Source organism: Pseudomonas sp. 9.2(2024) (assembly GCF_039695385.1).
Taxonomy (GTDB): domain Bacteria; phylum Pseudomonadota; class Gammaproteobacteria; order Pseudomonadales; family Pseudomonadaceae; genus Aquipseudomonas; species Aquipseudomonas paraglycinae.
Genome location: NZ_CP155585.1, coordinates 2290628 through 2302307 on the forward strand (window position 1 = coordinate 2290628; position 11680 = coordinate 2302307).

Annotated in this window: 10 protein-coding genes and 1 other RNA gene; 8 read left to right on the forward strand and 3 right to left on the reverse strand. The window is 62.2% G+C overall.

What is annotated here, in order from left to right; all coding sequences use genetic code 11:
* Positions 1 to 58 precede the first annotated feature (58 nt).
* The 3 genes from ABFB52_RS10345 to ABFB52_RS10355 all read left to right on the forward strand — a co-directional run bounded on the left by ABFB52_RS10345 (position 59) and on the right by ABFB52_RS10355 (position 3619).
* Entirely contained in the window at positions 59 to 1225 is a 1167-nt protein-coding gene (locus ABFB52_RS10345; RefSeq protein WP_102717721.1) for a putative zinc-binding metallopeptidase, read from the forward strand.
* Between the two features lie 111 nt (positions 1226 to 1336).
* An RNA gene (gene ffs, locus ABFB52_RS10350) (signal recognition particle sRNA small type) lies at positions 1337 to 1433 on the forward strand.
* Positions 1434 to 1663: 230 nt separating this feature from the next.
* Positions 1664 to 3619, forward strand: coding sequence for a hypothetical protein (locus ABFB52_RS10355; RefSeq protein WP_129973092.1), 1956 nt, complete (start codon positions 1664 to 1666; stop codon positions 3617 to 3619).
* Positions 3620 to 3628: 9 nt separating this feature from the next.
* Here ABFB52_RS10355 and ABFB52_RS10360 read toward each other — a convergent pair whose 3' ends face one another.
* The gene (locus tag ABFB52_RS10360; protein WP_129973093.1) at positions 3629 to 4378 is read right to left on the reverse strand and encodes a transporter substrate-binding domain-containing protein; all 750 of its coding nucleotides are present in this window, start codon (positions 4376 to 4378) and stop codon (positions 3629 to 3631) included.
* A gap of 145 nt (positions 4379 to 4523) precedes the next feature.
* Between ABFB52_RS10360 and dnaX the strand changes: the two genes are divergently transcribed.
* The 5 genes from dnaX (at position 4524) to ABFB52_RS10385 (ending at position 10217) form a co-directional block, all read left to right on the forward strand.
* A complete protein-coding gene (gene dnaX / locus ABFB52_RS10365) occupies positions 4524 to 6608 on the forward strand; it encodes a DNA polymerase III subunit gamma/tau (RefSeq protein WP_129973094.1) in 2085 nt (694 codons plus the stop codon).
* 67 nt (positions 6609 to 6675) lie between these two features.
* Positions 6676 to 7014, forward strand: a complete 339-nt coding sequence (locus ABFB52_RS10370; protein ID WP_007951650.1) for a YbaB/EbfC family nucleoid-associated protein — start codon at positions 6676 to 6678, stop codon at positions 7012 to 7014.
* 280 nt (positions 7015 to 7294) lie between these two features.
* The gene (locus ABFB52_RS10375) at positions 7295 to 8329 is read left to right on the forward strand and encodes an NADP-dependent oxidoreductase (protein ID WP_085747889.1); all 1035 of its coding nucleotides are present in this window, start codon (positions 7295 to 7297) and stop codon (positions 8327 to 8329) included.
* A 65-nt stretch (positions 8330 to 8394) separates the two neighbouring features.
* Positions 8395 to 8997, forward strand: coding sequence for a recombination mediator RecR (recR, locus tag ABFB52_RS10380; protein ID WP_007951652.1), 603 nt, complete (start codon positions 8395 to 8397; stop codon positions 8995 to 8997).
* A 71-nt stretch (positions 8998 to 9068) separates the two neighbouring features.
* Positions 9069 to 10217, forward strand: coding sequence for an acyl-CoA dehydrogenase family protein (locus tag ABFB52_RS10385; RefSeq protein ID WP_129973095.1), 1149 nt, complete (start codon positions 9069 to 9071; stop codon positions 10215 to 10217).
* Positions 10218 to 10275: 58 nt separating this feature from the next.
* Here the strand turns inward: ABFB52_RS10385 and ABFB52_RS10390 are convergent, their stop codons facing one another.
* Complete coding sequence (locus ABFB52_RS10390) at positions 10276 to 10824, reverse strand: adenine phosphoribosyltransferase (protein ID WP_003223345.1); 549 nt, start codon at positions 10822 to 10824, stop codon at positions 10276 to 10278.
* 78 nt (positions 10825 to 10902) lie between these two features.
* Entirely contained in the window at positions 10903 to 11637 is a 735-nt protein-coding gene (gene fnr / locus ABFB52_RS10395) for a fumarate/nitrate reduction transcriptional regulator Fnr (RefSeq protein WP_007951654.1), read from the reverse strand.
* Positions 11638 to 11680 lie beyond the last annotated feature (43 nt).

Genomic DNA, 11680 nt, shown 5'->3' on the forward strand with positions numbered 1-11680 from the left:
GGGAACGATCTTTGGGCGGGAATGATCTAGTCTTGGCAAGCCCAAGGGAGAGATCGCCATGTACCGCTTTTTCGAGCAGCTCAGTTCCCGCATCGTCGCGCCGTTCATGGGCGAATCCTCGCGCAACAGCAAAGTCTGGCCGTGCCGCTGCGGCCAGTCGCTGTTCTTTCGCAACAGCCAGTGCCTGGCCTGCAACGCGACGCTGGGTTATCAACCGGAACACAGTCGCCTGACCTCGCTGCAACCGGGGCCGCAAGAGGGCACCTGGACGCTGGACGTCGATCCCGAGGCCGGGCTGTTCCGGCGCTGCGCCAACCTTGATACGCCGGCGGCCTGTAACTGGCTGCTGCCCGCCAATGATCACGACACCCTGTGCGCGGCCTGTGCTCTGAATCGCACCATCCCCGATCTGTCCGTCCCGGAAAACCCCGAACGCTGGCGCAAGGTGGAAATCGCCAAGCGCCGACTGGTGGCGCAACTGATCAGCCTCGGCCTGCCGGTCGTCCCGAAAACCGTCGACGAAGCCACCGGCCTGGCCTTCGATTTCATCGGCGTCGATCTGCAAGGCAATGCACCCATGACCGGCCACGCCAACGGCCTGATCACCCTCGACATCGAAGAAGCCGACGACGCCCACCGCGAGCAGGTCCGGGCGCAGATGCATGAACCCTATCGCACGCTGCTCGGGCACTTTCGCCATGAGGTCGGGCACTACTACTGGGATCGCCTGATCGACAACGGTCCGTGGCTCGGTTCATTCCGCAACCTGTTCGGCGATGAACGCGCCAGTTATGCCGAGGCGCTGGAGCGGCATTATCAACAGGGCGCGCCGGCGGACTGGCCGCAGCATTACGTCAGCGCCTACGCCACCATGCACCCGTGGGAAGACTGGGCGGAAACCTGGGCGCATTACCTGCACATGATGGACGCGGTGGATACGGCGCTGGGCTTCGGCATGAGTGCCCGGGAGATGGACCTCGACTACCAGCCGTTTCCGTCGAGCACGCTGTACGACCCCGAGCATCCTGGCGGCGCGGCGTTCCTGTCGTTCGTCAACGCGTGGATCGAACTGGCGGGGATGCTCAACGAACTGTCGCGCAGCATGGGCCAGCCGGATTTCTATCCGTTCGTCCTGCCGCCGGCGGCGATCGCCAAGCTGCACTTCATTCATCTGGTGATCCAGCAAGAGGGCGGCCGCGCGGACGAGGTGCTGCAAGCGCAATAGCAAGTGCTTGAAGCCCTTCATATTTTTAATCTTCAACCAGCGGTTGTAACTTCGTCTCAGATAGGTACAATGGCGCGGCTCGCCGACAGGCGAGTGTCGTTATGGTGACCCTATCGGTCCCCCCGCAACGATTACCCGTGAACCTGGTCAGAGCCGGAAGGCAGCAGCCACAGCGGGAACATTGTGTGCCGGGGTGTGGCTGGTAGGGTTACCACCTTAACGAACATCGAACGCGTCGACTGAACTGCATGGGTTTCGCCCACTGCGGTTTTTTTATGCCTGCGATTTGGCGGCTCGTACCCAAACCTCCTGCTCCCGAGTGCGCCGACACGGGGTAATCATTTCCCCTGCAATCGCGCATACTCGCAGCCACCGAAATAAATGAAGAGTCTGGCCAGGATTGACCTTGCAAGGTCCGCGCCCTGGCCGCGAGGTTTTATGCTCCCGGAACATTCCGATCTATCCAGCCCTGTGTTCTTGCCCGTCACGGATGAAACCTGCGCGAACCTGTTGCAGGCAGGTGGGGCCAAAACCCTCGAAAGCCTGACCGATCCGGAGTTGGCGGCGGTGCTGGTCATCCAGAATCTGGTGCAGACGAAAGAGCAGGATCTCGGCGCCGTGGCGGCAGAGAAAATTCTGGCCAAGCTGTTGGCGTGGGCTGTGGATACTCGTCAGGCAACGACCGCGGGCCTGCTGTCGGAAGCGCAGCGACTGTTCGATCCGCGCAAACTGTATTTCGGCCTGAAGATCCTTAACCCTCTCAACCTGCGTTTTCTGCTGGCCGAAGAAATATCGGCACGCGACTACTTGTTGCCCGATGGCCAGTGGGATTTCGAATACAAAGTCCGGCGCCATCGCAGCCATGACCCGTTCACCCAGCCGATCGTGACGCCCCGGCAGCGCGAGCGCTGGTTGAGCCCGGCGCAGGACAAACTGGTCAGAACCTTCCGCGCCAACCTGGACGAAGACCTGCACGTTCAAGGTTACGCGGGGATCGGCAAAAGCCATCTGCTGGTCGCTTTGCTGGAACATCTACGCCCGGAAAAAACCCTGTTGCTGGCGCGCACCCCGGCCAAGCTGGAAGTCCTTCGTCAGCGCATGCTGGGGCCGAGCGAGAAGAAGGCCGGCAAGACCTTCCTGGCATTTGCGCAGTCGCTGATGCTCGGGCGCAGGCCTCAGGCGGAGGCGGGGCGAATCCCGACCCGTCAGGCGCTGGCGCAGGAACTGAATATCTTCGGTTTCCGCCACCACGACGGGCCGGCGACCCTTGAGCTCTGCCTCAAAGTGATCGAGCGCTACTGCCGCTTCCGCGATCACACGTTTTCGGCGAAGCATCTGCCGCATTTCAACCAGCCACTCTCCAGCGTCGACGCTCAGGTGTTGCTGGAGTATTCGAGCCGGGTGTGGGGCTACCTCGAGCTCAATCCAGCGTGGGGCAGCCAGACCGGGTTCGAAGCGCTGCTGATGATCAAGCGCGCCTGCATCGCCGGCTGCGTGGTGCCGGCGCGCTACACGCACGTGTTGATCGATGAGAGCCAGGACATTCCCGGATCCCTGTTGCAGATCATCGAGCGCGGTCGTCAGGTGCTGATCACCCTCGGCGACGAGTACCAGCAGGCCAGCGGTGTGCCGGTCAAACGGCACCGTGGGGTTCGCCAAAGCGATATCAGCTATTCCGTGCGTTCGGGTCGCAACGTCGAACGGCTGGTCAATCCGCTGATCGCCCGGCACTCGCAGAAGGGCAAGATTCCGTTCGAAGGCGCCAGTGATGCTGACGTCGTCATCAAGGAATACCCGGAAGGCTTCGTACCGTCCGAGGGTTGCGTGGTGCTGACGGCATCGCCCTGGGACAGCATGATCTGGGCCATCCACCTGCACGATTCCAACTGCAAGTTCAGATTCCCGGACAAGCGAACCCAGGATGAACTCAAGCATTTCATGGCCACCGCCATCGAACTGTTCAAACCTGACTTCTACCGTTCCGAATTCAGCGAAAACGGCGTGCATCCGTATTTCAGCGACCTGCCCGACTGGCAGGCAGTGTGTGACGCCAACCAGTTCGACGAATCTTTTCTGCGGGTCAAGGCCAAGCTGGAAAACGGCTTCATGATTGCCGACCTGACGCGCCTGAACCGAATGATCGACAACGCCGGCAACGGCTGCCTGCTGATGCTCGCGGAAGAGGCGGGTGGCATGGAGTTCGACAAGGTGCTGCTGACGCCGGGGCTGCTGACCAACGAGAAATTCAAGGATGCCTACGCGTTCGATCAACGGATCTGCGCCGTGTACATCGCCATCTCCCGGGCCAGGCTGAAGCTATACGTGCCGTACGATGTGGTCGAGTGGGTGGAGTATCACGAGTACCAGCGGTTTCGTGATACGGCGGGGCATTGAGGGTCTGGCTTACGGCTCGCCGCCCGAGCCCCCGGTATACAACCGAATAATGTCATCAATCTCCCCCGACATTTTCATCCGCAGCAACGTCCTCAATATCCGCTGCACCGGCACGTTCGGATCATTGCGCACATAGCAGCCGACCTTCTGCTCCTGCAACACCGCCACCGCCTGCAGTTGCTGCCCCGGCAGCAGGCGCTGGTTGAACCAGTCCAGGGTCCATTGATTGCTCACGGCGTAGCGGTAGCGGCCGGCCAGCAGCTTGTCCAGCACCTGTTCCTGGTTGCGCGCGTCTTCGCGCCAGAGTCGGTCGGCGTCGAATATCGGTTGCAGCGTGGGGTAGCTGTAGCCGAGCACGGTGCCGATCGACTGGCGGGGCAGGTGGGCCGGATCGGCGCTAAGCGGTTGGTCCTGGCGGCTGATCAGCAGGTCACGCTGGAACAGCAGCGGAATGCTCCAGATGTAATCCCCGGACAGGTTCGGCAGCCAGGATTGTGCGGCATAGCAGCGCACGTCGACTTCGCCGTGTTCCATGGCGTTCTGCACCCGGGCGCGGGGCAGGACGTGAAATTGTGCTGGCACGCCGATCTGGGTCGCCAGGCTGAGCATCATGTCGTAGAGGATGCCCTGGGTCGGGCGGCCGCGTTCGATCTGCACCATCGGCATCGCCCAGCTGTCGGCAACCACGAAGCGCAGCGGCGGTTGCGACGCCATCGCGTTCAGGCTCAATCCCAGTAATGCCCCCACGGCCCACCGCATAAACGCTCCGGTAATTCCCGATCCCGAGCCGACAAAAGCCCTCGCTCATGCAGCTTAGCCAGAATAGACGAGCACACCGGATGCAATTTTGCCCTTGCTCCGCTAGCATTAGCCGCTTCTGCTTCCTTTGCCGCGACGGTTTTCGATGAGTTATCAGGTTCTTGCACGTAAATGGCGTCCGCGCTCGTTCCGCGAAATGGTCGGCCAGACCCATGTGCTCAAGGCTCTGATCAATGCCTTGGACAGCCAGCGGCTGCACCACGCCTACCTCTTCACGGGTACGCGGGGCGTCGGCAAGACCACGATTGCGCGGATCATCGCCAAATGCCTGAACTGTGAAACAGGTATCACTTCAAGCCCTTGTGGCGAGTGTTCGGTGTGCCGCGAGATCGACGAAGGCCGTTTTGTTGACCTGATCGAGATCGACGCCGCGAGCCGGACCAAGGTCGAGGACACCCGCGAGCTGCTCGACAACGTGCAGTACGCACCAAGCCGCGGGCGCTTCAAGGTCTACCTGATCGACGAAGTGCACATGCTCTCCAGCCATTCCTTCAATGCGCTGCTGAAAACCCTCGAAGAGCCGCCGCCCTACGTCAAGTTCATCCTGGCGACCACCGACCCGCAGAAACTTCCGGCAACGATTTTGTCGCGATGCCTGCAGTTCTCCCTGAAGAACATGACCCCCGAGCGCGTGGTCGAGCATCTGACCCACGTTCTGGGCGCCGAAAACGTACCGTTCGAAGACGACGCACTGTGGCTGCTCGGCCGCGCGGCCGACGGTTCGATGCGTGATGCCATGAGCCTGACCGACCAGGCCATTGCCTTCGGTGAAGGCAAAGTGTTGGCCGCCGATGTGCGGGCGATGCTCGGTACGCTGGATCACGGCCAGGTTTACGACGTGCTGCACGCGCTGATCGAAGGCGACGCCAAGGCATTGCTAGAGGCCGTGCGCCATCTGGCCGAACAGGGCCCGGACTGGAACGGCGTGCTCTCGGAAATTCTCAACGTGCTGCACCGCGTCGCCATCGCCCAGGCCTTGCCGGAAGGTGTCGACAACGGCCACGGCGACCGTGACCGGGTTCTGGCACTGGCCCAGGCCTTGCCGGCCGAAGACGTGCAGTTCTATTACCAGATGGGCCTGATCGGTCGCCGCGACTTGCCGCTGGCGCCGGACCCGCGAGGCGGTTTCGAAATGGTGCTGCTGCGGATGCTGGCCTTCCGGCCGGCAGACACGGCGGACGCCCCGAGGCAACCGCTAAAGCCAGTGGGGATCAGCCAGGCCACAGTTGATTCCGCAAATTCAGTGGCTGCCGCGCCGAAACCTGCGCCGGTAGTTGCTGCGGCTGTTGCGCCCGCGCCAGCGCCGGTGGTTGCACCTGCGCCGGCTCCCGAGCCTGCACCGGTTGCCCCGGTGATTGCGCCTGAAACCGTTCCTGAGCCAGAGCCCGAGCCGGTCGCCGTTGAAGAAGTCGTCGACCTGCCGTGGAACGACCCGGTAGAACCGGCGCCTGTGCAGCAGCCAGCGGTAGAGCCGGTGCTGGAAACCACCGCCGAACAACCGGATTTGCCGCCGATGCCGCTGCCGACCCCGGACAGCGTCGTGCCGGACGCCCCGGAGTGGGCCGCCGCGCCGATTCCCGAGCCGTCAGTGGCCGAGGTCGATGCCGCCACACCGGGCATGGACATGGACGACGAGCCGCCGCTCGACGAGGACTACATCGAACCGGACATGGATTCGGCCTACAGTTACCTCGACGATCTGGCCAGCGAACACGCCTCAGAGCCGGCCCCGGAGCCCGAGCCGGAACCCGCCGCCGCGCCGGCCACCGGTCTGGCCCTGCAATGGCTGGAGCTGTTCCCGCAACTGCCGATCTCCGGCATGACTGGCAGCATCGCCGCCAACTGCACGCTGATTGCGGTCGATGGCGACAACTGGCTGATGCACCTGGACCCGGCCCACAGCGCCTTGTTCAACGCCACCCAGCAACGTCGTCTCAACGATGCGCTGAACCAGTTCCACGGGCGCACGCTGACCCTGACCATCGAGCTGATCAAGCCCGAGCAGGAAACGCCGGCCCAGGCCGCGTCCCGGCGTCGTGCCAACCGTCAGCGCGAGGCAGAAGAATCGATCCACGGCGATCCGTTCATCCAGCAGATGGTGCAGCAGTTCGGTGCGGTCGTGCGACACGATACTATTGAACCTGTCGACGCCCTGGTCAGTCAGGGCTAATAACTGAGGGCGTCCGGCCTGTCTGGCCGGGCGCTGTTTTGATCCAAGTACTTTTGAGGTGATTCCCATGATGAAAGGTGGCATGGCCGGCCTGATGAAGCAGGCGCAGCAGATGCAGGAAAAAATGGCCAAGATGCAGGAAGAACTGGCCAACGCCGAAGTCACCGGCAAAGCCGGTGGCGATCTGGTCACCGTGGTGATGACCGGTCGTCATGACGTGAAAAAAGTCAGCATCGACCCGAGCGTACTGCCGGGCCTGGACGAAGACGACCGCGAAGTGGTCGAGGATCTGGTGGCCGCTGCCGTCAACGCCGCTGTGCGGCAGATCGAAGCCAACAGCCAGGCGAAAATGGGCAGCATGACCGCTGGCATGAATCTGCCGGCCGGTATGAAACTGCCGTTCTGATTCGCCTTTGCGGGTTGGATGAGCTACAAAAAATGCCAGGCATCGCGCCTGGCATTTTTGTTTCCGCCCGATCGTTCCCACGTCGAACCGTCTGCGTGGGAATGCAGCCGGGGACGCTCCGCGTCCCAAATCCAACGCCGTACACGGAGCGTCCGTTAAGCTATTCCCGCGTGGGCAGATCGAGACCTCGAACGGGCAACGATTATCAAGCGGAACGCAGCATGCCCACCAAGGTCTGCTCCCTATACCGCCGAATTCACCATTCACAGGAGACGCTGACATGTCCGACCCTCTGACCCTCAATCAACGCTTCGTGCTGGCCTCGCGGCCGGTGGGCGCGCCAACGCCCGAGAACTTCCGTCTGGAGCGCGAGGCGCTGCCGGATCTTGAAGACGGCCAGGTGTTGCTCAAGACCCTGTACCTGTCGCTCGATCCCTACATGCGCGGGCGCATGAGTGACGCACCGTCCTACGCGGCGCCGGTACAAATCGGCGAGGTGATGACCGGCGGCGCTGTCAGCCGGGTCGAACAGTCGCGTCATCCGAAATTCCATCCCGGCGATCTGGTCGTCGGTGCCACTGGCTGGCAAAGCCACAGCATCAGCGATGGCCGCAACATCATCCCGATCCCGTCCGGGCTGCCGAGCCCGTCGATGGCGCTCGGGGTACTGGGCATGCCTGGCATGACCGCGTACATGGGACTGATGGACATTGGCCAGCCGAAAGAAGGGGAGACCCTGGTGGTCGCCGCCGCTTCCGGCGCAGTGGGTTCGGTGGTCGGCCAGGTTGCCAAGATCAAAGGCCTGCGCGCCGTCGGCGTGGCCGGTGGTGCCGAGAAGTGCAAATACGTGGTCGAGGAACTGGGCTTCGACGCCTGTATCGATCACAAGGCACCGGACTTCGCCGAGCAACTGGCCAAGGCCTGCCCCAATGGCATCGACATCTATTATGAAAATGTCGGCGGCCATGTCTTCGATGCGGTCGTCCCGCTGCTCAATCCCAAGGCTCGAATCCCGCTGTGCGGCCTGATCGCCGGGTACAACGCCTCGGAAGCGCCGAAAGGCCCGGATCGTTTGCCCGCCTTGCAACGCACCTTGCTGACCAAACGCGCACGTATTCAGGGTTTCATCGTGTTCGACGACTACGGCGACCGTCAGCCTGAATTCATCAGCGCCATGGTGCCTTGGGTGCGTGACGGCAAGGTCAAATTCCGCGAAGACGTGGTCGATGGCCTGGAGCAGGCGCCGCAAGCGTTTATCGGGCTGCTGGAGGGGCGCAACTTCGGCAAACTGGTGGTGAAGGTCGCCCAGGACTGAGGATTTGACGCTGGCCGGAGGCGCGGGTATAACCGCGTCTCGTTGTTTTGTCGGACTTTTTCCCCATGAGCTTCAGCCCTTTGATTCGCCAACTGATCGATGCCCTGCGAACTTTGCCGGGCGTGGGTCAGAAAACTGCCCAGCGTATGGCGTTGCAGTTGCTCGAACGTGACCGCAGCGGCGGTACGCGCCTGGCCCAGGCCTTGAGCCAGGCCATGGAAGGGGTCGGACACTGCCGCCAGTGCCGCACGCTGACCGAAGACGATCTGTGCCCGCAATGTGCCGACACCCGCCGCGACGACACGCTGCTGTGCGTGGTGGAAGGGCCGATGGACGTTTACGCGGTCGAGCAGACCGGATTTCGCGGTCGCTATTTCGTGCTCAAGGGGCACCTGTCCCCGTTGGACGGGCTCGGCCCGGAGGCCATCGGCATTCCGCAATTGATGGCGCGGATCGAAGAGGCGGGCACCTTCACCGAAGTCATCCTCGCCACCAACCCGACGGTAGAAGGCGAAGCAACCGCCCACTACATCGCCCAGTTGCTGCAGAACAAAGGCCTGATCGCCTCGCGCATCGCCCACGGCGTACCGTTGGGTGGCGAACTGGAACTGGTGGACGGCGGCACGCTGGCTCACTCGTTTGCCGGGCGCAAGCCGATTTCCCTCTGAGCCACACAATCCTGTTGAAAACCAAGCAAGCGCTCGGTTAAGTTCGGCGAACCCTTCCATGGAGTTCGCCGATGCCCGCCTTCCAGGAATACTTCGACCCCAGCCACCAAATGATCCGCGACAGCGTCAGACGTTTCGTCGAGCGTGAGATCCTGCCGGACATTGATGCGTGGGAAGAAGCCGAAAGCTTCCCTCGTGAGCTGTACCTCAAGGCCGGTGCGGCCGGCATCCTCGGCATCGGTTACCCCGAAGCGCTGGGCGGCAGTCACGAAGGTGATCTGTTCGCCAAGATCGCCGCCAGCGAAGAACTGATGCGCTGCGGCTCCGGCGGGCTGGTGGCCGGGCTTGGTTCGCTCGATATCGGTTTGCCGCCGATCGTAAAATGGGCCCGGCCTGAAGTCCGCGATTGCGTCGTCCCCCAAGTGCTCCGCGGCGAGAAGATCAGCGCCTTGGCCGTCACCGAGCCGGGCGGCGGTTCCGACGTCGCCAACCTGCAGACCCGCGCCGTACGCGACGGTGATCATTACCGGGTCAGCGGCAGCAAAACCTTTATCACCAGTGGCGTGCGCGCCGACTACTACACCGTCGCGGTGCGCACCGGTGCGCCCGGTTTTGGCGGCATCAGCCTGCTGCTGATCGAGAAGGGCACACCGGGTTTCACCGTCGGCCGGCAACTGAAGAAAATGGGCTGGTGGGCGTCAGACACCGCTGAATTGTTCTTCGACGATTGCCGGGTGCCTGTAGGAAATCTGATTGGCGCGGAGAACATGGGCTTTGCCTGCATCATGGGCAACTTTCAGAGCGAGCGTCTGGCGCTGGCGCTGATGGCCAATATGACCGCGCAACTGGCGCTGGAAGAGAGCGTGAAGTGGGCGAAGGAGCGTGAAGCGTTCGGCAAACCCATCGGCAAGTTCCAGGTGATCAAGCATCGCCTCGCGGAAATGGCCACGGCGCTGGAAGTCTCGCGGGAGTTCACCTACCGGCAGGCGGCGAAGATGGCGGCGGGGCAGAGCGTGATCAAGGAGATTTCCATGGCCAAGAACTTTGCCACGGACACTTCGGATCGCATCACCAACGAGGCGGTGCAGATTCTTGGCGGGTTGGGTTATATGCGCGAAAGCCTGGTGGAGCGGCTGTACCGGGATAACCGCATCTTGTCGATTGGCGGCGGGACGCGGGAAGTGATGAACGAGATCATCAGCAAGCAGATGGGACTGTAATCTTCGGTGTTCGATCGTTCCCACGCGGAGCGTGGGAACGATCGAGGCGCGGGGCTGATTATTTATCAGTCAACGCAAACTGCGTCAGGCAGAACGTCGGAATCCCCATGTCCTCAAGACGCTGCGAACCACCCAGTTCCGGCAGATCGATGATCGCCGCCGCTTCATGAACGCGGGCGCCCATGCGGCGGATCAGGTTGGCCGCTGCGATCAGCGTGCCACCGGTGGCGATCAGGTCATCGAACATCACCACCGAATCGCCTTCGCACAGGCTGTCGGCGTGTACTTCCAGAAACGCTTCGCCGTACTCGGTCGCGTACCCTTCAGCCAGCACGTCCGCCGGCAGTTTGCCTTGCTTGCGGAACAGCACCAGCGGCTTGTTCAGCTGATAGGCCAGCACCGAACCGATCAGGAAACCGCGCGCATCCATCGCGCCGATGTGGGTGAAGTCGGCTTCGACGTAGCGGTGGGCGAAGCTGTCCATCACCAGGCGCAGAGCCTTGGGCGACTGGAACAGCGGGGTGATGTCGCGAAAGATCACACCCGGTTTCGGGAAGTCGATCACGGGGCGGATCAGGGATTTGATGTCGAAGGAGTCGAAGACCATCGTCGAGGTGTCCTGGCAGGGCTGCAAACGGCGCAGTATACCCGCGGCTGAAACGATTCGCTCGGCCGCGGGTCGAGATCAGACTTCGAGCGAGCCGCCGGCCAGGGCGCAGAGCTGGATCGGGTCGAGGATGTGGATTTCCTTGCCTTCGGCGGCGATCAGTTCGTTCTGCTGGAAGCGGGTGAAGACCCGGGACACGGTTTCCACCGCCAGCCCCAGATAGTTGCCGATTTCATTGCGCGACATGCTCAGGCGGAACTGGTTGGCCGAGAACCCGCGAGCGCGGAAACGTGCCGACAGGTTGACCAGGAAGGTGGCGATGCGCTCGTCGGCGGTTTTCTTCGACAGCAGCAACATCATTTGCTGATCGTCGCGGATTTCGCGGCTCATCACGCGCATCAACTGGCGGCGCAGCTGCGGCAATTGCAGGGCCAGCTCGTCGAGGCGTTCGAAGGGAATCTCGCAGACCGAAGTGGTTTCCAGCGCCTGGGCGGAAACCGGGTGTTTCTCGGTGTCCATGCCGGACAGCCCGACCAGTTCGCTCGGCAGGTGGAAGCCGGTCAGTTGTTCTTCGCCGGTGTCGCTCAGGCTGAAGGTCTTGAGGGCGCCGGAGCGTACTGCATAAACGGAATCGAAAGTGTCGCCCTGGCGGAACAGGAACTCACCCTTTTTCAACGGGCGGCCACGTTTAACGATTTCGTCCAGCGCATCCATGTCTTCCAGATTCAGCGAAAGTGGCAGGCAGAGAGGGGCCAGGCTGCAATCCTTGCAATTAGCCTGGTTGTGAGCGCGCAGTTTAACTGGCTCGGACATTTCTTAAATCCTTGTGGGAAAACACACATAAGGCGTAAGGGTA

Excerpts from the sequence above, each read along its gene's own strand:
- ABFB52_RS10345 (WP_102717721.1), top strand. The coding sequence starts at position 59 with ATGTACCGCTTTTTCGAGCAGCTCAGTTCCCGCATCGTCGCGCCGTTC.
- ABFB52_RS10355 (WP_129973092.1), top strand. The coding sequence starts at position 1,664 with ATGCTCCCGGAACATTCCGATCTATCCAGCCCTGTGTTCTTGCCCGTC.
- ABFB52_RS10360 (WP_129973093.1), bottom strand. The coding sequence starts at position 4,378 with ATGCGGTGGGCCGTGGGGGCATTACTGGGATTGAGCCTGAACGCGATG.
- dnaX (WP_129973094.1), top strand. The coding sequence starts at position 4,524 with ATGAGTTATCAGGTTCTTGCACGTAAATGGCGTCCGCGCTCGTTCCGC.
- ABFB52_RS10370 (WP_007951650.1), top strand. The coding sequence starts at position 6,676 with ATGATGAAAGGTGGCATGGCCGGCCTGATGAAGCAGGCGCAGCAGATG.
- ABFB52_RS10375 (WP_085747889.1), top strand. The coding sequence starts at position 7,295 with ATGTCCGACCCTCTGACCCTCAATCAACGCTTCGTGCTGGCCTCGCGG.
- recR (WP_007951652.1), top strand. The coding sequence starts at position 8,395 with ATGAGCTTCAGCCCTTTGATTCGCCAACTGATCGATGCCCTGCGAACT.
- ABFB52_RS10385 (WP_129973095.1), top strand. The coding sequence starts at position 9,069 with ATGCCCGCCTTCCAGGAATACTTCGACCCCAGCCACCAAATGATCCGC.
- ABFB52_RS10390 (WP_003223345.1), bottom strand. The coding sequence starts at position 10,824 with ATGGTCTTCGACTCCTTCGACATCAAATCCCTGATCCGCCCCGTGATC.
- fnr (WP_007951654.1), bottom strand. The coding sequence starts at position 11,637 with ATGTCCGAGCCAGTTAAACTGCGCGCTCACAACCAGGCTAATTGCAAG.